The organism is Streptomyces sp. NPDC050759, from assembly GCF_044456945.1.
Classification (GTDB): domain Bacteria; phylum Actinomycetota; class Actinomycetes; order Streptomycetales; family Streptomycetaceae; genus Streptomyces.
Map to the genome: position 1 here is coordinate 1 of NZ_JBITGI010000029.1, position 24,568 is coordinate 24,568.

Annotated in this window: 21 protein-coding genes and 1 pseudogene; 10 read left to right on the forward strand and 12 right to left on the reverse strand. The window is 69.2% G+C overall.

Going from position 1 to position 24,568, the window contains the following annotated elements:
- Positions 1-2,954: amino acid adenylation domain-containing protein (locus ACIBJB_RS45230; RefSeq protein WP_398940003.1), on the forward strand; the 2,954-nt coding region annotated here is incomplete at its 5' end.
- Between the two features lie 76 nt (positions 2,955-3,030).
- Here ACIBJB_RS45230 and ACIBJB_RS45235 read toward each other — a convergent pair.
- Complete coding sequence (locus tag ACIBJB_RS45235) at positions 3,031-4,098, reverse strand: LLM class flavin-dependent oxidoreductase (RefSeq protein ID WP_398940004.1); 1,068 nt, start codon at positions 4,096-4,098, stop codon at positions 3,031-3,033.
- Positions 4,099-4,292: 194 nt separating this feature from the next.
- On the opposite strand from ACIBJB_RS45235, the gene ACIBJB_RS45240 reads away from it, so the two are divergent.
- Positions 4,293-5,501, forward strand: a complete 1,209-nt coding sequence (locus ACIBJB_RS45240; protein ID WP_398940005.1) for an IS701 family transposase — start codon at positions 4,293-4,295, stop codon at positions 5,499-5,501.
- A 106-nt stretch (positions 5,502-5,607) separates the two neighbouring features.
- On the opposite strand, the gene ACIBJB_RS45245 is transcribed toward ACIBJB_RS45240, so the two are convergent.
- Both ACIBJB_RS45245 and ACIBJB_RS45250 read right to left on the reverse strand, forming a co-directional pair.
- Positions 5,608-6,633 (reverse strand): methyltransferase, encoded by a 1,026-nt coding sequence (locus tag ACIBJB_RS45245; protein ID WP_398940006.1) that lies wholly within the window; start codon positions 6,631-6,633, stop codon positions 5,608-5,610.
- Between the two features lie 88 nt (positions 6,634-6,721).
- On the reverse strand, positions 6,722-7,726 hold the full coding sequence (locus ACIBJB_RS45250) for a quinone oxidoreductase family protein (protein ID WP_398940008.1): 1,005 nt from the start codon (positions 7,724-7,726) through the stop codon (positions 6,722-6,724).
- Positions 7,727-7,940: 214 nt separating this feature from the next.
- Between ACIBJB_RS45250 and ACIBJB_RS45255 the strand changes: the two genes are divergently transcribed.
- Positions 7,941-9,032, forward strand: a complete 1,092-nt coding sequence (locus ACIBJB_RS45255) for a phosphotransferase family protein (RefSeq protein ID WP_398940009.1) — start codon at positions 7,941-7,943, stop codon at positions 9,030-9,032.
- Positions 9,033-9,059: 27 nt separating this feature from the next.
- Here ACIBJB_RS45255 and ACIBJB_RS45260 read toward each other — a convergent pair whose 3' ends face one another.
- Positions 9,060-9,917: a BTAD domain-containing putative transcriptional regulator gene (locus ACIBJB_RS45260; protein ID WP_398940010.1), complete on the reverse strand. Its 858-nt coding sequence runs from the start codon at positions 9,915-9,917 to the stop codon at positions 9,060-9,062.
- 280 nt (positions 9,918-10,197) lie between these two features.
- Here ACIBJB_RS45260 and ACIBJB_RS45265 point away from each other — a divergent pair, with 280 nt between their 5' ends.
- Entirely contained in the window at positions 10,198-10,728 is a 531-nt protein-coding gene (locus ACIBJB_RS45265) for a flavin reductase family protein (RefSeq protein WP_398940070.1), read from the forward strand.
- Here ACIBJB_RS45265 and ACIBJB_RS45270 read toward each other — a convergent pair.
- Positions 10,698-11,189: a MarR family winged helix-turn-helix transcriptional regulator gene (locus tag ACIBJB_RS45270; RefSeq protein ID WP_398940011.1), complete on the reverse strand. Its 492-nt coding sequence runs from the start codon at positions 11,187-11,189 to the stop codon at positions 10,698-10,700. The two genes, ACIBJB_RS45265 and ACIBJB_RS45270, sit on opposite strands and share 31 nt — an antisense overlap.
- Before the next feature lie 132 nt (positions 11,190-11,321).
- On the opposite strand from ACIBJB_RS45270, the gene ACIBJB_RS45275 reads away from it, so the two are divergent.
- The 3 genes from ACIBJB_RS45275 (at position 11,322) to ACIBJB_RS45285 (ending at position 13,514) form a co-directional block, all read left to right on the forward strand.
- A complete protein-coding gene (locus tag ACIBJB_RS45275) occupies positions 11,322-12,182 on the forward strand; it encodes an SDR family oxidoreductase (RefSeq protein WP_398940012.1) in 861 nt (286 codons plus the stop codon).
- A gap of 104 nt (positions 12,183-12,286) precedes the next feature.
- Positions 12,287-12,595, forward strand: a complete 309-nt coding sequence (locus ACIBJB_RS45280; protein WP_398940013.1) for an antibiotic biosynthesis monooxygenase family protein — start codon at positions 12,287-12,289, stop codon at positions 12,593-12,595.
- A 4-nt stretch (positions 12,596-12,599) separates the two neighbouring features.
- Positions 12,600-13,514, forward strand: coding sequence for an MBL fold metallo-hydrolase (locus ACIBJB_RS45285; protein ID WP_398940014.1), 915 nt, complete (start codon positions 12,600-12,602; stop codon positions 13,512-13,514).
- A 27-nt stretch (positions 13,515-13,541) separates the two neighbouring features.
- On the opposite strand, the gene ACIBJB_RS45290 is transcribed toward ACIBJB_RS45285, so the two are convergent.
- The 6 genes from ACIBJB_RS45290 to ACIBJB_RS45315 form a co-directional block, all read right to left on the reverse strand.
- Positions 13,542-14,480, reverse strand: a complete 939-nt coding sequence (locus ACIBJB_RS45290; RefSeq protein WP_398940015.1) for an LLM class flavin-dependent oxidoreductase — start codon at positions 14,478-14,480, stop codon at positions 13,542-13,544.
- Entirely contained in the window at positions 14,464-15,870 is a 1,407-nt protein-coding gene (locus ACIBJB_RS45295) for an SRPBCC family protein (RefSeq protein WP_398940016.1), read from the reverse strand. Before ACIBJB_RS45295 ends, ACIBJB_RS45290 begins: the two co-directional genes overlap by 17 nt.
- Before the next feature lie 17 nt (positions 15,871-15,887).
- Positions 15,888-16,685, reverse strand: a complete 798-nt coding sequence (locus tag ACIBJB_RS45300) for an SDR family NAD(P)-dependent oxidoreductase (protein ID WP_398940017.1) — start codon at positions 16,683-16,685, stop codon at positions 15,888-15,890.
- Positions 16,686-16,760: 75 nt separating this feature from the next.
- A complete protein-coding gene (locus ACIBJB_RS45305; RefSeq protein WP_398940018.1) occupies positions 16,761-17,018 on the reverse strand; it encodes an acyl carrier protein in 258 nt (85 codons plus the stop codon).
- A gap of 47 nt (positions 17,019-17,065) precedes the next feature.
- Positions 17,066-18,349 carry a ketosynthase chain-length factor gene (locus ACIBJB_RS45310; RefSeq protein ID WP_398940019.1) on the reverse strand — a complete coding sequence of 428 codons (1,284 nt, stop codon included), beginning with the start codon at positions 18,347-18,349 and terminating at the stop codon, positions 17,066-17,068.
- Positions 18,346-19,626, reverse strand: a complete 1,281-nt coding sequence (locus tag ACIBJB_RS45315; protein WP_398940020.1) for a beta-ketoacyl-[acyl-carrier-protein] synthase family protein — start codon at positions 19,624-19,626, stop codon at positions 18,346-18,348. The genes ACIBJB_RS45310 and ACIBJB_RS45315 overlap by 4 nt, the downstream gene beginning before the upstream one ends.
- Positions 19,627-19,867: 241 nt before the next feature.
- Here ACIBJB_RS45315 and ACIBJB_RS45320 point away from each other — a divergent pair, with 241 nt between their 5' ends.
- The 3 genes and pseudogenes from ACIBJB_RS45320 to ACIBJB_RS45330 all read left to right on the forward strand — a co-directional run bounded on the left by ACIBJB_RS45320 (position 19,868) and on the right by ACIBJB_RS45330 (position 22,925).
- Positions 19,868-20,620 (forward strand): SDR family NAD(P)-dependent oxidoreductase, encoded by a 753-nt coding sequence (locus ACIBJB_RS45320; protein ID WP_398940021.1) that lies wholly within the window; start codon positions 19,868-19,870, stop codon positions 20,618-20,620.
- 50 nt (positions 20,621-20,670) lie between these two features.
- Complete coding sequence (gene metK, locus ACIBJB_RS45325; RefSeq protein ID WP_398940022.1) at positions 20,671-21,894, forward strand: methionine adenosyltransferase; 1,224 nt, start codon at positions 20,671-20,673, stop codon at positions 21,892-21,894.
- 52 nt (positions 21,895-21,946) lie between these two features.
- A pseudogene (locus ACIBJB_RS45330) lies at positions 21,947-22,925 on the forward strand (carbohydrate kinase family protein).
- On the opposite strand, the gene ACIBJB_RS45335 reads toward ACIBJB_RS45330, so the two are convergent.
- Positions 22,915-24,351 carry a multicopper oxidase family protein gene (locus ACIBJB_RS45335; RefSeq protein WP_398940023.1) on the reverse strand — a complete coding sequence of 479 codons (1,437 nt, stop codon included), beginning with the start codon at positions 24,349-24,351 and terminating at the stop codon, positions 22,915-22,917. The pseudogene ACIBJB_RS45330 and the gene ACIBJB_RS45335 sit on opposite strands and share 11 nt — an antisense overlap.
- Positions 24,352-24,568 lie beyond the last annotated feature (217 nt).

Sequence of the window (24,568 nt, forward strand, 5' to 3'; positions counted from 1 at the left end):
CCTTCACCCACCAAGACCTCCCCTACCAACACCTCATCGAACACCTCAAACCCCCACGCGACCCCAGCCGCAACCCCCTCATCCAAACCTGGTTCAACCTCCGGGAATCCAGCGGCACATGGCGCCTTGCGGACGACCTCGAGGTCGAGCAGGTGCGACCGCACTGGGGCACGACACGTTTCGATCTGGAACTCCATCTGACGGACAGCGGCTCCGGGCCCATCGCCGGCGAACTCGTCTACGCCACCGACCTGTTCGACGAACCGACCATGCGCCGCTTCGCCGACCACTACACCCACCTCCTCACCACCCTCACCCAGCACCCCGACCAACCCATCAGCCGGCTTCCCCTGGTCACCGCCGAGGAGCCGGCGCCGGACGCGGCGGCCGGGCGAGAGCCGGTGGAAACGCTCGCCCGCGGAACCGGCGGCACGCTGGCCGACGCCTTCGCCCAGCAGGCGGCGGCCCACCCGGACGAGGTGGCCTGCGTCTGCGGCGACGAGTCGGTGACCTACGCCGAACTCGACCTGCGCGCCAACCGTCTCGCCCAGCTGCTGCAAAGGCGCCAGGTGGGCCCCGAGTCCCGCGTCGCCCTGCTGCTGGACCGCGGAATCGACCTGGTCGTGTCGGTACTCGCCGTCCTCAAGGCGGGCGGAGCGTACATACCGCTCGACCCCGCGTACCCGGTGGATCGCCTGGAGTTCGTCCTCGCCGACGCCCGGGCCGAGGTGCTGGTGACCGAGCAGGCCCGGGCGGGCCGCCTGACCGGGTTCGCCGGTCACACCGTCTGCCTGGACGACCCGGTGATCCGGGCGGAGTCGATGTCCGGCCCCGCGGAGAGTCCCCGTTCCGGGGCGGGCCGCGACAACCTGGCGTACGTCATCTACACCTCGGGATCGACCGGGCAGCCCAAGGGCGTCATGGTCACGCACGGGAACGTGTTGCGGCTGTTCGAGCGGACCCGGCAGTGGTTCGCGTTCGGCCCCCACGCCGTCTGGACCCTGTTCCACTCCTACGCCTTCGACTTCTCCGTCTGGGAGTTGTGGGGTGCGCTGGCCCACGGAGGCCGCCTGGTCGTGGTGCCGTTCGAGATCTCCCGGTCCCCCGAGGACTTCCTCGAACTGCTGGTCAGGGAAGAGGTCACCTGCCTCAGTCAGACCCCCTCCGCGTTCTACCAGTTGACCCAGGCGGACCGGGAACACCCCGAGCTCGGCGACCAGCTCGCCCTGCGCCACATCGTCTTCGGCGGCGAACCGCTGGAGCTGCGCCGGCTCGTCCCCTGGTACGAGCACCACGGTGACCAGCACGAGGGCGGCCCGACGCTGGTCAACATGTACGGCATCACCGAGACGACCGTCCATGTGACCTACGGCGAGCTGGACAGGGCCCGCATCGGGAAAGCGCCCGCCTGGATCGGCGAGGAGATCCCCGATCTGCGGGTCCGGGTGCTCGACCAGGCGCTGAACCCCGTCCCGACCGGAGTGGTGGGCGAGATCTACGTGGCGGGGGCGGGTCTGGCCCGCGGCTATGCGGGACGGCCGGACCTCACCGCGGAGCGGTTCCTCCCCGATCCCTGGGGATCGGCGGGGTCTCGCATGTACCGCTCGGGGGACCTCGCACGCCGTACGGAGGACGGAAGCCTGCAGTTCTTCGGACGGGCCGACGACCAGGTGAAGATCCGCGGTTTCCGCATCGAACCGGGCGAGATCGAGGGCGCGCTGCTGGACGACCCGGACGTGGCGCAGGCCGCGGTGGTCGTCCAGGGCAGTACCGCGGAGGAGAAGCGACTCGTCGCCTACGCCGTGCCGGCGGACGGACGGCCGGCGGACTTCGACACCGAGCAGGCACGTGAACGGCTCGGCCGGGTCCTGCCCGCCCACATGGTCCCCGCGGCGGTGGTGGCGGTGGACCGGCTTCCGCTCACACCGCACGGCAAACTGGACCGAAGCGCGCTGCCGGTCCCGGACTTCCGCAGCCGCAACCGCGCGGGCCGCGGCCCGCGCAATCCAGTCGAGCGGGCCTTGTGCGCGGTCTTCGCGGAGGTGCTCGGCATCGAGCAGGTCTCCATCGACGACAACTTCTTCGAGCTGGGCGGGCACTCGCTGCTGGCGCTGCGGCTGATCGGTCGTGCCCGGGAGGCGGCCGGAGTCGAGTGGTCGGTGAAGCAGCTCTTCACGACGCCGACCGTCGCCGGACTCACGAGCGGCAGGTCGGAATCGGCCTCCGACGGGCTGATGCTCCCGGTGGTCCGGCTGCGCCCGACCGGCAGCCGGCCTCCCCTGTGGTGTGTCCACCCGGGCAGTGGACTCGGCTGGAGCTATACGGGCCTGCTCCCGTACGTGCCCCGGGAGTTCCCGGTGTTCGCCCTTCAGTCGCCCGGCCTTCAGGCGGCCGACTGGCAGCCCGGCAGCCTCTCCCATCTGGTGTCCGACTACACCGACCGGATCCTCACAGAACAGCCGGAAGGGCCGTACCGACTGCTGGGCTGGTCCTTCGGAGGCACGGTCGCGCACGCCGTGGCCGTACGGCTCCGGGAGGCCGGCCACACGGTGGATCTGCTGGCCGCGATCGACTCCTGGCCGACGCGCCCGGCCGACCCCTCCGACAAGGACACGATGTCCCCGGCGGACCTGCGGGCTGTCGCGTTCGACGGTGCCGAGCGGCCGGCCGGACTCGACGAGAAGGCCGTCGCGGCCGTGTTGCGGGTCACGGAGACGCACCTGCGGCTGCTCGCCGGGCCCGAACCCCGCGCGTTCGACGGTGAGATGCTCCTGTTCGAGGCCGCTCCCGGCGGGACGGCCTCCGGAGCGGGACGTCTGTGGCTGCCCCATGTGACCGGTGGGCTGCGCGTCGTGCCGGTCGACGCAGAGCACCTGCGGATGCTGCGGCCCGAAGCACTCACGGAGTTCGGGCCGCTTCTCACCGCGGCGCTGGGTCCGGACCGGAAGTCCTAGGAAGCGTCCCGGGCACACGATCGCCCCGCCGAGTACTCACTCGGCGGGGCGAAGCGCTGGAGCAGGCGGCGCGGGATCAGCCGGCGGTCTCGGCGAAGTGCGGCATCACCTTCTCCGCGAAGAGCTCCATGGTCCGCGCCGACTCCTCGTAGGGCATGTTGCCGGAGATGACCTGGAGACTGATCGTCACATCGCCGTACCACTCCCGGATCCGGCCCAGCCGCTCCACCACCTGCTGAGGCGTGCCGACCAGGGCCTTGTCCTCGGCGAGCGAGGTGTCGAAGCTGCCGCCGCTGATCCGTTCCACGATCTTCTCGTACCCCGGGTACTGCTCGCTGCGCGTGCGGCTCCAGCCGGAGACCGCCTCCAGCAGCTTGCCGTTGGTGTACTCGGAGTAGAGCTTGCCGCGCTCGTACGCCTCGTCGGCGTCGTCCGCCAGATAGCAGCCGTAGCTGAAGTGCACGTCGCCCGTGTCCGGATCGTGGCCCGCCGCCGCACGGCCCTCCCGGTAGAGGCCCAGCATCTCCTGAAGCTTCTCGCGCTTGTTGATGGAGGGCACCATCATCAGGCCGTGTCCTGCCCGGCCGGCGGCCGTGCACGACTCCGGGGTGGTCGCGGTGGCGACCAGGATCGGCGGATGGGGCTGCTGGAAGGGCCGGGGCAGCATGGTGAGCGGGCCGAAGCGGAAGAACTCGCCCCGCCACTCCACCTTCTCCTCGGACCACAGCCTTCGGCAGGCCTCGACGCCCTCCTCGAAGCGGGGCCGGCTTTCGTCCATCGAGATCTCGAACGCCTCGAACTCGTCGGGCAGGAAGGCGCGGCCGAAGCCGACGTCGAGCCTGCCCTTCGAGATGTTGTCGAGCATGGCCAGCTTCCCGGCGAGCTGCAACGGGTGGGTGAAGGCGGGGATCACCGCTCCGGTCACGAGCCTGATGCGTTCCGTGCGGGCGGCCGCGGCGGCGAGAAAGGTCACGGGGTCGGGGCTGTAGCCGCCGTACGCCAGAAAGTAGTGCTCCACCGTCTTCACATGGTGATAGCCGAGGCGTTCGGCCGACTCGACCAGCTCGAGTGCCTCGTCGAAATGCCGCCACGCCTCCTTTTCCTGAGGTCCGACCGTCGGGAACAGATTTATTCCGAAGCGCATCCGATCTCCTGGTCATGAGACGTGGGTCTGCTTTCCTTCTGCACCGAGGTTTCCGAAGGCTGCTCCAGAGGGACTGGAGGCCGACTCAAGAACGCCCCCCTCATCGACCCTCGACCTTCGCTCCAGCTACTCCCCATCAGCGCGGCCGACCCTGGTCCGGCCTCTGCTCGACCGCTACGAGGACAAGGGGAGTCATGACGAGGACGTCGTATCCGGCACCAGGAACCTCGGTCGCTGCCGCAACGGAATGTTCTTCGCCCGCCCTGTCCCCGTTCTGCGAGTCGGTCTTCTCCTCGTTCGCCCGGCGTGATCAACGTCAATGGGGCGAGGTCTATGTGCGCGGCCTGTTGGAGGTGCGCGGGCGGAAATCCATCAGCCGTATCTCCACCCATGTACTGGGACGGCGTGCGGACCAGTCCCTCCAGCAGTTCGTCAACCAGTCGTCCTGGGAATGGCAGGCGGTCAGGCGAGAGCTGGCCGAGCAGGTCGTGGCCCTGCTTCGGCCGCGGGCGTGGGTCGTCGACGAGGCCGTACTGCCGAAGAGCGGCCGGAATTCGGTGGCCGTGGAGCGCCAGTTCTCGCAGACGGCCGGCCGGGTGCTCAACTGCCAGCTGGGTCTCACCGTGCTGCTGGCCGGCCCCGCGGGATGCGTGCCGGTGAACTGGCGGCTGCTGCTTCCCCGTTCCTGGGACAAGGACACCGAGCGCCGGGCGCGGGCGGGGCTGCCCGACCATCTGGTCCACCGGTCGCGCTGGGAGGATCTCTTCGACTCCCTGGACGAGATGGTGCGCGGGTGGGGGTTGCCGGCGCTTCCCGTGGTGGTCGACGCTGCCGGTGACCCCACGGCCCACCGGCTGATCCACGGGCTGGAGGAGCGCGGGCTGCGCTATGTCGTGCGTGCGGACTCCGCCACCGAGGTGGGGCGTTCGGCCCAGGGCCGGCCCATCACCGCGGCGCAGTGTCTGTCACTGGGCACGGAAAGTGGCGGGGCCCGGATCCGGGCTCGTGGAGACTTTCCGCGCCCGACCCGCTTCCTCGTCACCTCCCCGCCCTTGCGGCCGACCGCGTCACCCGGCGACCGCCGGCAGCCGGAGGGGGTCCGGCGTGGGGACGGTCGCCCCCGGAAGGTGGTCGCGGAGTGGGTTCCGTCCGCGACACCCGGCCGCCGTCACTCGGTGTGGATCACGAATCTCGAAACCCGGCGGCCGACCGACGTCTTCGAGGCGATCGCCCTGCGCCGCCGTGCCCACCAGGAGCTGGAGCGGCTGAGCGAGGAGTGCGGCCTGCGCCACTTCGAGGGACGGTCGTTCCGCGGCTGGCATCATCACACCACCCTCGTCTCGGTGGCCTCCGCCTTCCTCCGGCTGACGCACGGTGCCGGGAATCCCGGCCCACCGGTCTGACCCGGCGGCGTCCCGTCAGGCGGCCCGCCATGCCGACGGTCGCCTCCTCCGGCGCGATGCCGGAGGAAGCGACCTGGGAGACGCGGACGACGGCGGCTCGGCCGGCTCAGTCGCCGATCGGTACGCCCTCGATCACACTGCTGGGCGAGTGCGTGGGGATGATCCGCTCCAGGCGGAACCCGGAGGCCTCGAACAGGTCGCGGAACTGCTGCTCCGTCCGTTCCATGCCACCGTTGGCGATCATCATGTCCAGGTCGATGAACTTGCTGGGCGAGAGCTCGTTGCCGACCGGGACGACGGTGTCGACGACCACCAGCCGGGCTCCCTCGGGCATGGCCGACCGGACGTTCTGGAGGATCTTCCTGTTGTCGTCGTCATTCCAGTCGTGCAGGACCCACTTCAGCAGGTAGAGGTCACCGCCTCCGGGGACGGAGTCGAAGAAGCTTCCCGAGACCGTCTCGATGCGGTCGGCGACCCCACGGGCCTTCAGGCCGGGGCCGGCCTTGGCGATGACCGAGGGGGCGTCGAAGAGCACACCGCGCGCCTCGGGGTTGGTGCCGACCACGGCCGAGAGGAACGCTCCCTGGCCTCCGCCGACGTCCACCGGCCGCCGGTAGGGCGTGAAGTCGTAGGCCTCCAGGACGGCTTCCACCACGGTTCCGGTCAGCCCCGTCATCGAGGCGTTGAAGATCTGGCCGTCCTCCGGGTTGCGCTCGAAGAAGTACTCCCAGATGGTCATTCCGTGCGCGTGGTCGAAGGCGATCTCGCCGGTGCGTACCGAGTGCATCAGGTCGCCCCAGGCCCGGTAGTGGCCGCCGCCGAGCTCGGTCACGGCGAAGGCGTGCAGGGAGCCGGGAACGTCCTTGCGCAGCGTCGCGCCGAGCGGGGTGACGGAGAAGGCTCCGTCCGCGTCCTCCTCGAAGATCCCGGCGGCCGCGGCGGCCCGCAGCACCCGGTAGAGGGAAGGAGCGTGCATCCCGGTCTTCACGGCGAGTGCTTCGGCCGTGGCCGGCGACTCCGCCAGATGGTCGGGAATCTCAAGCTTGGCCACGGTGTGGATCACTCGGGAGACCCAGAATCCGGAGATCATCCCGAACATCACGTCTGCGGGGCGGGGCGCGTCGTGCGCCATATGCGGACCTCCTGGTCGCCTGGTACATGGGTGGTTGGTGGTGCCTCGTGCCGGGAGCCGCGGGTTCGGCCCGGGCTCCCGGTACGCGTCAGAGGGTGAGCAGCGACTTTCCGGTGGTACGTCGCTCCTCCAGGTCCCGGTACGCCTGGACGACGTCGCCGAGCGGGTACCGCTGCCCGATGTGCGCCCGCAGATGTCCGCCGCGGATCGCGTCGAACACGGCCCGCGCCCGCCGGTGCAGTTCGCCGGGGCCCGAGATGTGGTGCACCAGGCTGGGGCGGGTCACGTAGAGGGAGCCGATGTCGGTGCGTCGTGCGACGGTTCGGCGTACCTCGCCTCCGTCCACCAGCCGGGTCAGGTCGAAGGGGGGCACGATGCCGCTCGGCTCGCCGTACAGGATCAGCACCCCGCGCGCCCGCAGGGACTCCAGGCTCGCGTCGAAGGTGGCCCGGCCCACGCCGTCATAGGCGGCGGCGACCCCGCGGCCGTCCGTCAGAGCCCGCACCGCGGCGCCGAGTCCCTCGCCGTAGCGGAGCACTTCGGTGGCGCCGGCCTCCCTGGCGATCTTCTCCTTCTCCGCGGTGGAGACCGTGCCGATCACTCGTGCGCCGAGCAGCGTCGCGAACTGGGTCACCATCAGCCCGGTGCCGCCGGCTGCGGCGTGCACCAGGACGGTGTCGCCGGGCTGTACGGCATAGGTGTCATGGGTGAGGTAGTGACCGGTCAGTCCCTGGACGAGAGCCGCGGCGGCGGTCTCCAGGGGGATGTCGTCGGGGACCGGGACCACACGCCGTACGTCCGCGGCCACCTGCTCCGCGTGCGATCCGGCCACGTTCACGGCGCAGACCCGGGCGCCGGGTGCCAGTCCGGTGACTCCGGGGCCGATGGCCGCCACGGTTCCGGAGCATTCGACGCCTGCGGTGTACGGCAGGGTTCCGGAGAGCCTGCCGACCCGATTCCGGACATCGAGAAAATTCATCCCGCTGTATGCCACGTCGATCAGTACTTCACCGGTGGCCGGCTCGGGCCGGGGCACGTCGCTGACGTGGAAGACCTCCGGTCCTCCGTACTCGGCTACCCTCACCGCGCGCATCTGGTTATTCCTTCCGTCCGGGCAGCGGACCTTTCCAGCATGTTCAAGGGAATCCTCGTAAACGTGACTCGAGTGGAAACGCACGGCGGGCGGAGAACCAGAGGAGGGCCGCTGGAGGATCACTGCAGAGCCACTCCAGACGACTTTTTCGTGGGCTTCCCACCTATAGGCTTGGCATGTTCGGTCTCCTCGTTCACCTGCGAATGGACACCACATGCCGGTCCCTGTTCAACGCGATCCCCAGGTCTCCCGGGCACGTCTGGCCGAGTGGCTGCGCCCGCGTCTCGGAAATCCGCGCACACTGGAACTGAGCGAGCTTTCGGTCCCGAGCTCCGGGTTCTCCAGCGAGACCCTGTTGTTCGACGTCTCATGGTTCGGGAAGAACGGCCGACAACAACGGGAGCTGGTGGCGCGCGTAGCGCCCACCTCGCATCGCGTCTACCCGGAGGACACGTTCCTGCTGCAGTATCGAATACAGGAAGCACTGGCCGCCGACGGCACCGTGCCGGTGCCGGCCCTGTACGGCTTCGAGGCAGATCCGGAAATACTCGGGGCGCCGTTCTTCGTCATGGAAAGGGTGTCCGGGCGGGTTCCCGGAGATTTCCCCTCCTATCATCGGGAGGGATGGCTCAAGGAGAGCTCCGAGTCGGTCAGGAAGACCCTGTGGAACGCCGCACTGGAAACACTCCAGCGCATTCACGCCATCATTCCGGCCGACCTGAAGACAATTTTCCCGGGTATGGATTCCGGTCCGTCCACATACTGTGGTGTACGACGCGAACTCACCATGTACATGCGGCACCTGGACTTCTTCTCGCCGGCCGACGCGCCGCTCGCCGAGCAGGTGTTCCAGTGGCTGCGTTCGCATGTCCCGGACCGGACGTCTCAGCCCGACTGCCTGGTGTGGGGAGATGCCCGCATCGGCAACATGGTCTTCTCCGGGGACCGGGTCGCGGCGGTGCTGGACTGGGAGATGGCGACCGTGGGCCCACGGGAGATGGATGTGGCCTGGTTTCTCTACCTCGACCGGCATCTCTCCGAGGGCGTCGGACTACCTCGGCTCAGCGGCCTGCCCAACCGTGAGCAGACCGTCGCCCGTTACGAGGAACTGGCCGGCCGCACTCTGAACGACCTCGGCTACTACGACATCCTGGCCGGTTTCCGCTTCTTCCTGATCACCGCCCGAGTGACGTCATTGTCACGTCGAGCGGGGATCGTGCCGCCGGATTCGGATTTCCCGCTCCACCGGAATGCCACGGCCTTGCTCAGGCGGACATTGTCGGAGTACGGCGTGCCGGTCGACTGAGCGGAAGGCTCTGATCGGCCTCGGAGATCAGCGAAGACCGCCGGGGCCGACGGGACCGCTCCCTACCAGGTCCAGGGAACGGGCCAGACCGCTCGGCCGTGCGACGGGCGGCTCCAGGGCGGAGTCGTTGGACAGCACGGCACCGTGCAAATGCTGGATGCGCGACGAGGGTTCGATGCCGAGTTCGCTGATGAGCACGGTCCGCAGCTGCTGATAGACCTCCAGCGCCTGCGCCCGACGGCCGGCCCGGTAGAGCGCCACCATCAACTGGGCGTGCAGGTTCTCATGCACCGGGAACTCCTCGACCAGCCTGAAGAGTTCACTGATGAGCTCATGGTGCAACCCCATGCGCAGTTCAGCCTCGATGCGCTGTTCCAGGGCACTGAAACGCAACTCCCCGAGCTGTGTCAGATGCATGGAGATCAGTGGCCCTGCCTGCACATCGACGAGGGCCGGCCCACGCCACGTTCCCAGTCCTTCCTGGAGCAGCGAAGCGCCCAGTTCGTAATTCTCGGCGGTCAGCGCTATTCGCGCCTGAGCCAGACTTTCCTTGAACCGAAAGAGATCCATCTCTTCCCGGCCCACGACGAACTGGTATCCCTGGTGTCGCGTACGCAGGGATTCAGCCTGACTCCCGCCAAGGGCGGGCATCCTCCGCAATGCCCGCCGAATTTGCAGGATATAGGTCTGAACAGTCGAGGCCGCACTGGCCGGGGGACTGGATCCCCAGAGCTCGTCGATGCACATGGCGGTCGAGACGACCTGGTTGGCATTCAGCACGAGCAGAGCGAGCAGTTGACGTGACTTCGGAGCTGTCGGAGCGTATTCCACTCCGCAGCCGTCACCGACAAATAAAGGTCCGAGAACTTTCACTTCCACGGGCATCCCCCAAGCCTGGAACGGCATTCAAGCGCCGGAAAGTACGAGATCTTGACGCGATACGGGATATTGTCGATCATAGAATCTTGAATAAGATTCCCCACCCCGCTCAGATGCAAGTGTAAACACAGCCGAAAGCGGATAGCAAGCTTCCCCTGAAGCCCAAGGTAAATTTCATCCCAAGTGAGACGGCATTTCATCCCCAGACGGACCCCAGTAGCCCTGCACCGACCCTCCAGCGGCAAGAAGCAGTCTTGCGTGCGTCAGCACGCATGAAATGGAGGGAATGATTCCAGTGCCAGTCGACGAAGAGTCCTTTCGTGAGCTATTCCGCTCCCTCCCCTCGGTTGTCGCAGTGGTGTCCACTACAGGCCACCAGGGGAAACAACTCGGACTGACGTGCAACGCTGTGACGGCCGTCTCACTTCTCCCGCCGCTCCTCTCGGTCTGCATCGACCGGCGATCCGACACTCTTTCCGGAATCACGGTCTCGGGAGGTTTCGCGGTAAACTTTCTCGCCGCCGGCCGGGCCGAAATATCACAGCGATTCGCGAGTGATCGTGAGGACAAATTCGCAGGTCTGCCCCATTTCCTGTCCCCCTTCGCGCGCCACGCCCCCGTATTGACCGAAGGCGTGTCCGCCGTCGTCGAGTGCCGCGTGCACGACACGGTCGAGGCCGGGGACCACCGACTGGTCCTGGGACATGTGGAGCGGTGCACGATCCACGCGCACCGCCCGCTCACCTACTTCAACCGGCAGTACGACACCTGGCCAGGCCCACAGCGTCAGGCCCCTGACCGGGTCGGGCATCCCTGAGCCCGGGTACTCCTGGACTGCCGCTGCCGGACGGTTTCACCCAGTTCGGTGCCGGCCAGATAGGCGAGGAAGAAAGCCCGGACCGGTGCCAGATCGACGTCCTCGATCTGGCCGCTCACCCAGTCACGGAATCCCTCCTTGAGCTCGCGTGCCTGCGTGGCGAGCTGCCGCCCCCGCTCGGTCGGAAGGAGTTCGACCCGGCGCCGGTCGTCGACGGCACTCTGCCGCACGACCAGATCCGCCTGGACCATGCGGTCGACCAGCCGGCTCGGGTGCCCGCCCTCGGCGACCACCAGGGAGCCGAGCTCGCCCAGCGACATCGGCCCGAACCGGTCGAGCAGTTGCAGAACCTCCGCCTGACTCGCGGTGATGCCCAAGGGACGCAGCACCTCGTTCACCCGGCGGTCCGACTCGCGCACCGCGGCCTTCAGGAACAAGCCGAGCTCCTCGACCTCGTCCATGTCGCTGCCTCGCACCTCTCAGCGGTTTCAGCCAACGTCCGTCCGGCTCGTTCGGCAGCCTACATGCTGCACCATCATATGGTGTAGCATCTAATGCTGTAGCACACTTCACCAGTGTCCAGAGGAGTTCCTGTGACCGCTCAGACCAACGTCCCCACCGGCCACATCGTGGTGGTCGGTGCCAACAGCGCCACCGGGCGCCACCTGCTGCCGCTGCTCAAGGGGTCCCCGGCCCGGATCACCGCCCTGGTGCGCCGCCCGGAGGACCTTCCCGCCGACGAGGTCATCCCCGACTGGACGAACAGCCAGGAGGCCTTCGACGCCATCGCCGGGGCGGACACCGTCATCCACCTCAGCGGTGTCTTCGCCGCGGCGGACTGGGCCTCCTACGAGAAGGGCACCGTGGCCACCGCCCAGCGGGTCGCGGACGCCGTCGGCGACCGGCCGGTCCGGGTCGTCTACCTCTCCTATGTGGGCGCCGACGCCGCGGACGACAACTGGTACCTCAGGTCCAAGGGCCTCGCCGAGCAGGCGCTGTCCCCGCTCTCGGAGGCGGTCGTGTTCCGCATCCAGCCGCTCATCCGCGGCGGCGCCGCACCCAGTCCGTTCGAGCAGCTCCTGCTGCAGCGGGCCCCCGAGGCCCCGGTCAGGGTCTTCGGCGACGGCACCCAGCGCACCCGCCCCATCCACCTCGGCGACGTGACCGCGGCGATCCTCGCGGCGGTGCGCGGCGCCGGCAGCGCGGGCACGTACCACCTCGGCGGTCCGGACGAGCACAGCGTCGCCGACCTGGCACGGATCGCCAACGGACGGGACGTTCAGGTGATGCCCGTCTCCGTGGAGGCCGCCGCGAACCTTCCCGGGCCGCCTTCCACCGTCGTCGACCTGCTGGCCAGGCTGACTCCGGCCGACGGGGCGGAGGAGACCGCCAAGGAGTTCGGCATCCAGCTGACTCCGCTCTCGGCGATCTGGCCCCTGCAGCCCGCGTACTGACCGGGAGCACGACTCCAGCGGCCTTCCAGCCCGTGTGGATCCCCGGTTGCCACCGTGAGTGGCGCCGGGGCCTTCCGGTGCCCACCCACAAGGAGGAGTCAGCCATGGCAGTCTTCGTCAACAAGCTCACCGTCGTCGGCCCGACGGACGAGATGGAGGCCCTGTACAGCAGGATCGGGGACTTCATGAGCACCCGACCGGGGATCGTCCGGTATCAGCTGGTGCGCTCCACGAAGGAGGCGAACATCTACTTCAACATCGCGGAGTGGGAGAACGCCGAGTACTTCCGCCAGGCGCTCAAGGAGGACGAGTTCCAGGCCCTGTACGCCGAGTTGAAGCCCCTGATCAAGGGAGACGCGCACCTCTCCGAGGTCGTCCAGGAGGGCACACGAGAGTCCCGGAACCAGGGCTGACGCCATGGTGACAGCGCCGCCGGAAGCGCTCCACGAGGTGGCACCGGGCGTACTGGCCTACGTACAGCAGCCGGGTGGCTGGTGCCTGAACAACGCCGGCGTCCTGGTCGGCGACGACGCCGTAGCGGTCGTCGACACCGCCGCCACCGAGGTGCGAGCACGGGCGCTGCGAAGGGCCGTCGCCGCGGTGACCCCGAAGCCGCCCCGGTACGTGGTCAACACGCACCACCACGGGGACCACACCTTCGGCAACTTCGTCTTCACCCCCGAGGCGGTGGTCGTCGGCCATGAGACCGCTCGCGCCGACATGGCCGAACGGGGACTGGGACTGTGCGCCGTATGGCCGCACACCGACTGGGGCGACATCCGGCTGGTCCTTCCGACCCTGACGTTCGAGGACCGGCTGACCCTGCGTCTCGGCGGGCTGCGCGCGGAGGTGCTGCACCTGGGCCTGGCCCACACCACCAGTGACACGGTGGTGTGGGTCCCCGAGCACGGGGTGCTCTTCGCGGGCGATGTCGTTCTGTCCGAAGTGGCCCCGTTCTGTCTCATGGGGTCGGTGGCGGGGACCCTGCGCGCGCTGGACCGCCTCGCCGCGCTGGAGGGCCTGCGCACCGTCGTCTGCGGGCACGGCCCGGTCTGCGGACCGCAGGTGCTCGACGTCACCAGGCGGTACCTGACCCGGGTGCAGGAACTGGCGCGCTGGGGAGTCGCGCGGGAGTTCACCCCGCTCGAAACCGCGCGGAAAGCCGGGCTGGGCGCCTACGCGGGTCTGGTGGACGGCGAGCGGCTGGTGGCCAACCTCCACCGTGCCTACGCCGAGGAACACGGCGAACCGGCCGGCGTCCGGCTCCCCTCCGCACCGATCATGCGGGAGATGGCCGATTTCAAGGGATCTCCCCTGGTGTGCGAGGCATAGCCGAACGCGGGCCGGTCACCGCGGCCGTCACCCTCCGAAGGCCGCCAGTACCGCCTGCACCGCCTTCTCGAAGGCCCCCGGGTCGCCCCGGAACACGCCTTCCTCCCGCGGATGGTTCACCACCACGTCGGTGAACCCCAGGTCCCGGCAGCGTCCCACGACGTCGACGAAGCGGGCCGGGGACGCGTACGGATCCGCCACGACCCGGCTGACGTTGACGAGCCTGCCCAACTCGGCCGGGTCACGCCGTTCCTCCTCGCACGCCTCGGCCAGCCGGGTCAGCTGACGGTCGAGCAGCCGCCAACTGTCCGCCTCACAGCGGTCACCCGGCTGTCCGGTGTCCCCGATGGTGACCCAGTACCGGGCATGGCGTGCGGCCAGCCGGAACCCCCTCGGCCCGGCGGCCGCGATGGCGAACGGCACCCGCGGCCGACGCACACAGCCGGGCAGCATCCGCGCGTCCTGCGCCGTGTAGAACCTGCCCCGGAAGCTGGTGGCCGGCCGGCTCAGCAGCAGGTCGGACAGTTCCACGAACTCGGCGAAGCGATCGGCTCGCACGGCCGCGTCCGGGTCGGGCTCCCCCAGTACCGTCGCGTCCGCTCCCGCCGCGCCCGCGCCGATCCCCAGGACGAACCTGCCCCCGGAGACGTGGTCCAGGGTCATGACCTGCTTGGCCAGGGGCACGGGGTGACGGAAGTTCGGCGAGGAGACCAAAGTCCCCAGTTCCATCCGCGAGGTGACGGCGGCGACCGCGGTGAGCGTGGTGAGGGCGTCGTGCCACGGTCCGTCCCGGAGCGTGCGCCAGGAGAGATGGTCGTACGTCCAGGCATGGCTGAGCCCCAGTTCCTCCAGCTCCGTCCAGATCCGCCGGGTCCGTGGCCAGGAGTGTTCGGGCAGCACAACGGCACCGATTCGCGGGGAACCGGTGCCGCCGCGGCTGCCGTCGGGGCTAGGCCGCACCGTCATGGGCGACCCAGCGGTGCCGTACGAGCCAGTGGCCGTCCTGCTGTACCAGGACGTCCTCTCCGAGAGTGCTCAGGTACAGGGACGCCTTGCCGCCCTTGGGCGTCTCGTACACGGTCGCGTAGTACCGCGTCTTCACCGTGCCGTTCTCGGCCGGTGCGGCGGCCACCATGCCGAACCAGTGACGGCGCGTCAGCCCCCGCTCCGCCACCCTGGCCAGGCCCGCGGACATCCGTGCCCCGATCTGGTCCCGGCCCTTCCACGGGTCCGGCTTCACGTTCTGCGCGAAGACCCCGTCCTCGGTGAACGTCTGCGCCCAGCCATGTCCGTCGCCGTCGTCCAGCATCTGCATCTGGCGCGCATAGAACTGCTGGATCTGCTGGTAACGCTCCGCGTCGAGGTGCTCCGGCAGGGCAGTCTCCCGCCGCGCGTCGCCGGCCGCGTTCTCGGCGAACTCCTTCGTCAAAGCCAGCGTGGCCCGGCTGTTCGTGCTGAGCGCGCTCCGCACGAACTCCTGGGCCTGGACGATCCCCGCGCCCTCACCCATCACCCCTTCGATCGCGTCGGGCCTGATGACGACGGTGTGCTGGGAGGTGACGGCGACACCGCCCTCCGGTCCGGACAGGGGTTCCACGGTCCAGACGCCGGTGTGGGCGGCCAGCAGCGCGGGCAGCACGATCTGCTTGTAGCGGATCGTGGTGTGCGGGGTGCACAGCCGGATGGACTTGGTGGTGTGGCTGGAGCCGTCCTTGGCCCGGGTGTCCATCTCCAGCACCTGGACGCCCGGGGTGTCCTCGGTCAGCTCCACGCGCGAGACATGCGGGAGCCGTTCCTCCCACAGCTGGGCCTCGTTCAGGAAGTCGTACACGTCCTCGGCCCGGCCGCGGATCCGCACGGTGTCCTCGAAGGAGAACACCAGCTCGTCCGCCGCGCGGAGTTCGGCCGCCTCCTTCAGAGCCCGCAGTTCGGCGCCGCTGTTGCGGTCCACCGCCTGCGCGATCCAGGACACGGCGTCGGGAGCGTCGTCGACCGCCGTGTAGTCGTGCAGCAGCCGGACCCTGGTCCGGGTCCCGGAGAGCGGCTCGACGATCCAGGCGCCGCCCATCGAGGCCACCGGCGCGGAGCTCTTCTCCTGCCGGAAGTCGATGCGCCGCGCCTCGGGGTCGAAGTCACGCCGGCTGGTCCAGTTCTTCACCTCGCCGTTGGCGGTCGCCCAGATCCGCAGCCGTTCGTGGGACTCGTCGCGTTCCAGTTCCTCGACATGCACGGTCGGCGGGAACACGGCCGGCCAGTCGGTCGCCGCGTGGATCAGCCGGTACACGGTGTCCGCGGGCGCGTCGACCGTGATCTCGTGCTCGGTGTGCCGTACCTCGGCAGCTGTCTGCTGTGACATGGACTCTCCCCCCTCGCTCAGTAGTTGCCCAGGCCGCCGCAGACGTTGAGCGCCTGCGCGGTCACCGGGGCGGCCGCCTCCGACACGAGGTAGTCGACCATCGCGGCGACCTCGTCCGGTGCCGTGTAGCGGCCCAGCGGGATCTTCGCCTCGAAGCGCTCCAGGATCTGCTCCACCGACACGTCCCAGGCCTGCGCGTATCCCTCACGGACCCGCTGGGCCATCGGCGTCTCGACGTAACCGGGGCACACCGCGTTGACGGTGATCCCGGTCTTGGCGAGTTCCAGGCCGAGCGCCTTGGTGAAGCCCACGACGCCGTGCTTGGACGCGGAGTACGGCGCTCCGAGGACGACTCCCTGCTTGCCTCCGGTGGAGGCGATGTTGATGACCCGGCCCTTGCCGGCCGCGAGCATGCCGCCGGTGGTGAGGGCCTCGCGGGTGACGCGGAAGACGCTGTTCAGATTGGTCTCGATGACATCGAGCCAGAGCTGGTCCGCGATGTCCGCGGTGACTCCGCCTCCGCTGCGGCCGGCGTTGTTGACGAGGACGCTCAGCGGACCGTACCGGCGGACCGCCTCGGACACGAGCGTGCGCACCTCGTCGGTGGAGCGCACGTCCGCCGGGGTGCCGTCGATGTCCACTCCCTCCGCACGCAGTTCCTTGAGCGTGACGGAGAGGGTGTCGGCGTTGCGCGCACAGATGTAGACGCGATGTCCCGAGCGCCCGAGGCGCTGGGCGATCGCGTAGCCGATACCGCTGGTGGCGCCCGTGACAAGCGCCACCGGTGCGTCCGGACCTGACTGCTCACTGGTCATTTCGGGCTCCTGGGCTGAGGTGGGGGTACGAAGGGTGGCTCAGGTGCTGGGCAGCTCGGCGCGGGGTGCGCCGGTTCACGCCGTCTCGACCCGGTTGACGAGGTCGAGGAAGCGGCGCGGGGTTGCCGCGTCGCCCACCTCCTCGTCGCTGAGGTGGATCCCGTGCTCCTGCTCGATCCGCGCGGTGAGTTCGAGAACGGCTATCGAGTCGTAGCCGAGGTCCTGGAAGCGCAGGTCGAGGATGTCGCCGTCCAGATCCGCGGCCTCGGTCTCGCCCGCGACCCCGCGCAGCAGGCTCCGCAGCTCGTCCAGGGTGATCTCTCGATTCCCCATGGTCATCTTCCTTTCACGTCATCACATGCCGGGAAACAGCCTGTTGTTCAGTGCTCGCGCCGGTCGGACGCGTCGGGCGCCCGGACGACCATGGCCGCGTTGAATCCGCCCCGGCCCCGGGCGAGCACCAGGGCGGTCCGCAGCGGCTGATGCCGGGCCTGGCCCTGGACCAGGTCGATGGGCAGGTCGGCCATCGGGGTCGGCAGTTCGACCGAGGGTGGGATCACGCCGTCGCGCAGGGCCAGCAGCGCGGTGGCCACGTCGAGGGGCGCGCCGCCCGAGTTGAGCCGTCCGAGGAGGCTCTTGGGCGCCGTGACCGGCACCGCGCGCCGACCGAAGAGGTCCGCCAGGGCGGTCGCCTCGGCCACGTCCAATTCGGGTACTGCCGCGGCGTCCGCGAACACCACGTCCACCTCGCCGGGAGCGATGCCGGCGTCGTGGAGGGCCAGCTGCGCGGCCCGGCGCAGGCCCGGTTCCCGGCCGCTGTCCGGCCTGGGGTCGAACGTCGCCGCGTAGCCGGCGATCCGCCCGTACCCCTCACCGAGGCCGCGCTCCTGGGCGCTCTCACTGCTCTCGAGCACCAGCAGCGCGCCCCCCTCACCGGGAACGTGTCCCTGGGCGTCGGCGGAGAAGGGAAGATAGGCACCGGCGGGATCGTCACGCTCGCTGATCCGGCCACCCGCCAGCTGCGCGACCCAGCCCCAGGGGCACAGCGCACTGTCCACGCCGCCGGTGACGACCACGCCTGTTCCCTTGCGGATCTGCCGACGCGCCTGACCGATCACGTCCAGGCCTCCGGCCTGTTCGCCGACCAGCACACCGGTCGGCCCGCGCATACCGTGGCGGATGGCGATCTGCCCGGTGTTGACCGCGTAGAACCAGGCGAAGGACTGATAGGCGCTCACAAAGCGACTGCCCTTCGCCCACAGCTTCTCCAGTTCACGCTGGCCGAACTCGAAGCCTCCCGCCGAACTGGCGGTCATCACACCCATGTCGTACTCGTGCCGGGCCGCCGGATCGATCCCCGCGTCCGCCAGAGCCAAGTCCGCGGCGTGCAGGGCGAGCTGGGTCATACGGTCGGTCTGCGTCAGCAGCATGCTCGGAAGGCGCTCACGGGGGTCGAAGTCCCTGATCTCACCGGCCAGGCGTGCCGGGTAGCCGTCCGCCACGAAGCGGGTGAGGGGACCGATGGCGCATGTGCCCCGTACCGTCGCGGACCAGAACTCCTCGATGCCGATCCCGTTGGGGGCGACCACACCGAGGCCGGTGACGACCGCGGCGGCCGTGCGGGCCGGGGCGGCCGTTTCGCTGTGTGCGACTGTGGTCGTCATGCGGCGGACCTCTCCGGGGACACGAGCACCATCGCGCTCTGGAAGCCGCCGAATCCGCTGCCGACCGTGAGCACCACGTCGGTGAGCTGTTCGCGGGCGTGCAGCGGCACGTAGTCGAGGTCGCACCGGGGGTCGGGGTCGTGGAGGTTGGCCGTCGGCGGCACCAGGTCGTTGGCGATCGACAGGATCGAGGCGGCGATCTCCAGGGAGCCGATGGCCCCCAGCGAGTGTCCGATCATGGACTTGATGGAACTCACCGGCGTCCGGTAGGCGTGCCGGCCCAGACTGCGCTTGAAGGCCGCCGTCTCGTGCAGGTCGTTCTGCTTGGTTCCGGAGCCGTGCGCGTTGATGTAGTCGACCTCCGTCCCCTCCACGGCCGCCTCCGTCAACGCGACCCGGATGGCCTCGGCCATCTCCCGCCCGTCCGGCCTGAGTCCGGTCATGTGGAACGCGTTGGAGCGGTTTCCGAAACCGGCGATCTCGGCATGGACACGAGCACCGCGGCGCAGTGCGTGCTCGCGTTCCTCCAGGACGAACACCGCCGCTCCCTCCCCGAGCACGAAGCCGTCCCGGCTCCGGTCGAAGGGCCGGGAGGCGTGCTCGGGATCGTCGTTGCGCGCCGTGGTGGCCCGGATCGCGTCGAAACAGGCCACGGTGATCGGCGAGATCGGAGCGTCCGTGGCGCCCGCGACCATGATGTCGGCCGCCCCCTCCCGGACCAGCTCGGCCGCGTGACCCACCGCGTCCAGGCCCGAGGTGCAGCCCGTCGAGACCACGGTGGTGGGGCCTTCCGCACCGACGGTCCAGGCGACCTCCGCCGCGAGGGAACTGGGGACGAAGTAGTCGTAGAGATGGGGCACCCCGTAGGTGTGGTCCACGAGCCATTTCCGGCCCGCGTCACTGACGACGGAGTACTCGGTGTCCAGGCTCATGGTGCAGCCCACCGCGCTGCCTATCGTCACCCCGATGCGCTGGGGGTCCGGCTCCGAGTCGAGCAGTCCGCTGTCGCTCAGCGCCTCCCGGGCGCATACGACGGCGAACTGGGCGGCACGGTCCATCCTCCGGACTTCCTGCGGGGTGAGTCCGTGTGCCACCGGATCGAAGTCGCACTCCGCCGCCACCCGGGAACGGAAACCGGAAGCGTCGAAGAGGGAAATCGCCCGCGTCGCCGTACGGCCCGAGGAAATCAACTCCCAGAATGCCTTCGTTCCCGATCCTCCGGGAGCCATCACCCCGATTCCGGTGACGACGACTTTCCTCTGCCCTAGTGCACCCACGAATCCACCCCGCTCACTTTCGACTCCTGTTCCGGTGTCCGGTGACCGACGCGGTCGAGCGTGCGCGCCGCCGCTGGAGGCTCACTGGATGGCAGCCGGACACTCGGTCCACGTTCCGGTTCCGGCGGCCGAGCCGTATACGGCCTGGCTTCAGGCTCCATCCGGTCTCCAGACGCCGACAGCAGCCTGAGTCGGCGGTCCGTACGGAATCGGCCCAGCGGCCGCGGAGAGGAGAGCGGCGATGCCGGCACAGGAAGCACCACTCGCTGGACGTGCGGCGGTCATCACGGGGGTGAGCAGGGGTCTCGGCCGCGTGCTCATGCGGCGGTTTCTCGCGGAAGGCGCTCTTGTGCTGGGCGCCGCTCGCGGCGAGGCCGACATCGGCGAACTGGTCGAGCGATATCCCGGCCGCGTCGCGTTCCACCGGGCCGATGTCACCGATGCCGATTCCGCAAGGCTGTTGCTGGAGGCCGCCGCCGAGCGCTTCGGTCAGGTGGACGTCCTGGTGGCGAATGCCGGCGTCAGCCGTCCCGGACCCGTCGCGCAGTTGTCGCCCGAGCACTGGCGTGAGGTCATCGACGTGAATTTGACGGGCACTTTCCATTCCATTCAGGCGGCCGTCCCCTATCTGGAGAAATCCCCGTACGCACGCGTCATCACGCTCTCCTCGGCCCTGGCCGGTCGGGTGGCGGTGGGAGCCGCCGCCTACTCCGCTTCGAAAGCGGGCGTGGAAATGCTCACCCGGGTATGCGCAATCGAGCTGGTGGCCAAGGGAATCACCGTCAACTGCCTCTCGCCCGGCATCATCGACGAGGGGATGGGCAGGGCCCTCGCGGCACATCAGGAGGTGTGGAACCGCTTCAAGCCCAAGCTGGCGATGGGCCGGCCGGGCACGGCGCAGGAAGTGGCGGACGCCGCCGTGTTCCTCGCCGGCGATCAGGCGGCGTACGTCAACGGGCATGTGCTGGAGGTCAACGGCGGCCTCGACTGGTGAGTCCGCACAGCGTCCCGAACCCGACAGTCGCCGCAACCCCAGGGAGCGTTGTGTCCCGTCGTCTGTTCACCTCGGAGTCCGTGACCGAGGGCCACCCCGACAAGATCGCTGACCAGATCAGTGACACCGTCCTCGACGCGCTCCTCAAGGAGGACCCGACGTCCCGGGTCGCGGTCGAGACCCTGATCACGACCGGCCTGGTGCATGTGGCCGGTGAGGTCACCACCAAGACCTACGCGCCGATCGCCCAGCTGGTGCGTGACAAGATCCTGGAGATCGGTTACGACTCCTCCAAGAAGGGCTTCGACGGCGCCTCGTGCGGGGTCTCGGTGTCGATCGGCGCGCAGTCCCCGGACATCGCGCAGGGCGTCGACACGGCGTACGAGAACCGCGTCGAGGGTTCCGCCGCAGGTGAGGAGGGTGACGAGCTCGATCGCCAGGGTGCGGGTGACCAGGGTCTGATGTTCGGGTACGCGACGGACGAGACCCCGACCCTGATGCCGCTGCCGATCTTCCTGGCGCACCGGCTGGCCAAGCGCCTGTCCGAGGTCCGCAAGAACGGCACCATCCCCTACCTGCGGCCGGACGGCAAGACGCAGGTCACCATCGAGTACGACGGTGACAAGGCCGTCCGTCTCGACACGGTCGTGGTCTCCTCGCAGCACGCGTCCGACATCGACCTGGACTCCCTGCTGGCCCCGGACATCCGCGAGTTCGTCGTGGAGCCGGAGCTGAAGGCGCTCCTGGACGACGGGATCAAGCTGGACACGGAGAGCTACCGTCTCCTGGTCAACCCGACCGGCCGCTTCGAGATCGGCGGCCCGATGGGGGACGCCGGCCTGACCGGCCGCAAGATCATCATCGACACGTACGGCGGTATGGCCCGCCACGGCGGCGGGGCCTTCTCCGGCAAGGACCCGTCCAAGGTGGACCGCTCGGCCGCGTACGCCATGCGCTGGGTCGCCAAGAACGTCGTCGCCGCGGGTCTGGCCTCGCGCTGCGAGGTGCAGGTCGCCTACGCGATCGGCAAGGCCGAGCCGGTGGGTCTGTTCGTGGAGACCTTCGGCACCGCGACGATCGACACCGAGAAGATCGAGAAGGCCATCGACGAGGTCTTCGACCTCCGCCCGGCCGCCATCATCCGCGACCTGGACCTGCTGCGCCCGATCTACTCCCTGACGGCGGCGTACGGCCACTTCGGCCGCGAGCTGCCCGAGTTCACGTGGGAGAAGACGGACCGCGTGGAGGCACTGAAGAAGGCCGCGGGCCTGTAGGACGTCCCCTCGAACCGTGCCGTCCCGCTCCGCATTCCCAAGGAGAGACAGCGTGCGTATCGCCGTGACCGGTTCCATAGCGATCGATCACCTGATGGTCTTCCCGGGCCGCTTCGGTGACCAGCTGATCGACGGGCAGCTCGACAAGGTGTCCCTGTCCTTCCTCGCCGATCGCCTCGACATCCGCTACGGCGGGGTGGCGGCCAACATCGCCTTCGGCCTCGCGCAGCTCGGGCTGCGGCCGGTGCTGATCGGCGCGGCCGGCAGGGACTTCGCCGAGTACGGCGGCCGGTTGAGGTCCGCCGGGGTGGACACGGCGTCGGTCCGGATCAGCGAGGAGCAGTACACCGCGCGCTTCGTGTGCACGACGGACGACGACCAGAACCAGATCGCCACCTTCTACGCCGGGGCCATGCGCGAAGCCCGCGAGATCCGACTCGACGAGGTACTGCACACGGCCGGCGAGGTCGGTCTCGTCCTGGTCGGCGCCGACGACCCGGAAGCCATGGTGCGGCACACCTCGATCGCGCACCGCCTGGGCGTCGATGTGGCGGCGGACCCCTCCCAGCAACTCGCCCGGCTCGACGCGGAGCAGACGAGACACCTGGTGGACGGAGCGCTGGCTGTTCACCAACGAGTACGAGGCCGCCCTGCTGCGGGAACGCACCGGCTGGAACGAACGGGAGGTCCTGAAGCGGGTCGGGGCCTGGATCATCACCCGCGGTGCGGAGGGCGTCTCCGTCCTCGCCGACGGAGCACCACGGCTGGACGTCCCCGCGGTGTCGACCGAAACGGTCGCCGACCCCACCGGGGTGGGCGACGCGTTCCGTGCCGGCTTCCTCGCGGGTGTCGTCCGGAAACTGCCGTACGAGCGCGCGGCCCAACTCGGCTGCGTGCTGGCCACGGTGGTGCTGGAGTCGGTCGGCACCCAGGAGTACCGGCTCCGCGCGGCGGAGGTGACCGCGCGCGTCGACCGGGCCTACGGGGGCGCCGCCGCTCGGGAGATCGGCCCGCCGGACCTCAGTCGATGATCTCCATCAGGCCCATCTGCATGTTCGCGTTGTGGTCCAGGAAGTGGCAGTGGAACACATAGCGCCCGGGAGACGCGTCGAACGTCGCCTTGATCCGGACGGTGTCTCCCGCGGGGATGCGTACGACGTCCTTGGGAGCGGCGTCGTACGCCGGCTCCGGCACACCGTTGCGGTCCAGCACCTTGAAGTGGGTGGCGTGGAGGTGCATCGAGTGCGGGATGCCGACCCCGGTGTCGCTGTTGGTGATCTCCCAGATCTCGGTGCTCCCCCGTTTGATGGTCGCGTCGGCCCGGTTCGGGTCGAATTCCCGGCCGTTGATGAGGAACTTCACCGCGGCGGTGTCGGTGCTGAGGACGAACTTCCGGGTCACCGTCTCCGTGCCGAGCTCCATCGGTTCCGCCAGGGTGGCCGGGATCGCGGGGCTCGCCGCCGCGGCTCCGGTGCCCACCTCGAACTGCATGACCTGCTTCTGCGGATCCGACATGGGCGTCAGATTCTCCAGCACGATCTTCGTTCCCGCGGGGTATGCGGAGAAGTCGACGAGGACTTCGGCCCTTTCGCCCGGCCAGAGCGTGAGGGACGTGCGCGCGGCAGGCTTGGCGAGCAGTCCGCCGTCGGCCGCGATCTGGGCCATCGCCGCCCCGTTGCTCAGGGCGAGGGTGTAGAAGCCCATGTTGGAGGCGTTGATCAGGCGCAACCGGTAGCGGCACGGCTTGACGACGAGGTTCGGCTGCGGACGTCCGTTGACCAGCATGGTGCTGCGACCGGCGAAGTCGTCGTGCTCGTAGACGAGTTGGCCGGTGCTGTCGAACCGTGCGTCCCTGATGAGCAGGGGTATGTCGTAGTCCCCCTTCGGCAGGGGCAGGCGCAGCTCGGCCGGATCGCTCAGCAGGTAGGCGCCCGCGAGCCCGCGATACACCTGCTCGGAGTCGAGATGGTGGGCGTGGTCGTGGTACCAGAGCGTGGCCGCGGGCTGCTTGTTCGGGTAGTGGTCCGTCTTGGACCCGCCCGGGGCCAGGGCGTCCATGGGGTAGCCGTCGCTGTCCGCGGCCACGTGGCCACCGTGCAGATGGGTGATCGCGGGGGTGGCCAACTGGTTCGTGTACGTCACGAGGACCCGGCGCCCTCGCCGTGCCCTGATCGTGGGCCCGGGGAACGTCCCGGCGTAGGTGAGCACCTCGGTCTTCCGGCCCGGCAGGATCTCCACTGCGGCCGGCTTCATCGCGATCTTGTAGTAGTCGGTCGTGGAGTCCGTGGAGGCGGGCTTCAGTGTCGGCGGCACGGTGAGCGGGACGGAGAACGGAGGGACCACGGGATCGGGGTCCTCGGCGTCCGAGGACCCCAGCGCGGCCCGTACGAAGACCGGGTTCACGAGCAGAGTTGCCGTACCGAGCAGACCGAGTTTCAGAGTGTCGCGTCTCTTCATGGCGACCAGCGCTCCGGGTGGTGTCGTCGGGCGGTCGCCCAGCGGTGCGGGCAACGCCACGGGATGGAGTCAGGTGCCCAGGGTCGCCGTGCGCGATGCAGGCCGCCTGGAAGACGGAACGAGTCGGGCAGGAGGCGCCGGCCCGGCCACGGGTGGGTCGGTTCCGGGGTCGGAGGTGCGCGGGCCGGGGGCGTAGAGCGGAGTCGTGACAAATTGG

Bases quoted from the DNA above. Each gene is read 5' to 3' on its own strand.
- ACIBJB_RS45235 (WP_398940004.1), bottom strand. From the start codon at position 4,098: ATGCGCTTCGGAATAAATCTGTTCCCGACGGTCGGACCTCAGGAAAAG.
- ACIBJB_RS45240 (WP_398940005.1), top strand. From the start codon at position 4,293: ATGACGAGGACGTCGTATCCGGCACCAGGAACCTCGGTCGCTGCCGCA.
- ACIBJB_RS45245 (WP_398940006.1), bottom strand. From the start codon at position 6,633: ATGGCGCACGACGCGCCCCGCCCCGCAGACGTGATGTTCGGGATGATC.
- ACIBJB_RS45250 (WP_398940008.1), bottom strand. From the start codon at position 7,726: ATGCGCGCGGTGAGGGTAGCCGAGTACGGAGGACCGGAGGTCTTCCAC.
- ACIBJB_RS45255 (WP_398940009.1), top strand. From the start codon at position 7,941: ATGCCGGTCCCTGTTCAACGCGATCCCCAGGTCTCCCGGGCACGTCTG.
- ACIBJB_RS45260 (WP_398940010.1), bottom strand. From the start codon at position 9,917: ATGCCCGTGGAAGTGAAAGTTCTCGGACCTTTATTTGTCGGTGACGGC.
- ACIBJB_RS45265 (WP_398940070.1), top strand. From the start codon at position 10,198: ATGATTCCAGTGCCAGTCGACGAAGAGTCCTTTCGTGAGCTATTCCGC.
- ACIBJB_RS45270 (WP_398940011.1), bottom strand. From the start codon at position 11,189: ATGGACGAGGTCGAGGAGCTCGGCTTGTTCCTGAAGGCCGCGGTGCGC.
- ACIBJB_RS45280 (WP_398940013.1), top strand. From the start codon at position 12,287: ATGGCAGTCTTCGTCAACAAGCTCACCGTCGTCGGCCCGACGGACGAG.
- ACIBJB_RS45285 (WP_398940014.1), top strand. From the start codon at position 12,600: ATGGTGACAGCGCCGCCGGAAGCGCTCCACGAGGTGGCACCGGGCGTA.
- ACIBJB_RS45290 (WP_398940015.1), bottom strand. From the start codon at position 14,480: ATGACGGTGCGGCCTAGCCCCGACGGCAGCCGCGGCGGCACCGGTTCC.
- ACIBJB_RS45295 (WP_398940016.1), bottom strand. From the start codon at position 15,870: ATGTCACAGCAGACAGCTGCCGAGGTACGGCACACCGAGCACGAGATC.
- ACIBJB_RS45300 (WP_398940017.1), bottom strand. From the start codon at position 16,685: ATGACCAGTGAGCAGTCAGGTCCGGACGCACCGGTGGCGCTTGTCACG.
- ACIBJB_RS45305 (WP_398940018.1), bottom strand. From the start codon at position 17,018: ATGGGGAATCGAGAGATCACCCTGGACGAGCTGCGGAGCCTGCTGCGC.
- ACIBJB_RS45310 (WP_398940019.1), bottom strand. From the start codon at position 18,349: ATGACGACCACAGTCGCACACAGCGAAACGGCCGCCCCGGCCCGCACG.
- ACIBJB_RS45320 (WP_398940021.1), top strand. From the start codon at position 19,868: ATGCCGGCACAGGAAGCACCACTCGCTGGACGTGCGGCGGTCATCACG.
- ACIBJB_RS45335 (WP_398940023.1), bottom strand. From the start codon at position 24,351: ATGAAGAGACGCGACACTCTGAAACTCGGTCTGCTCGGTACGGCAACT.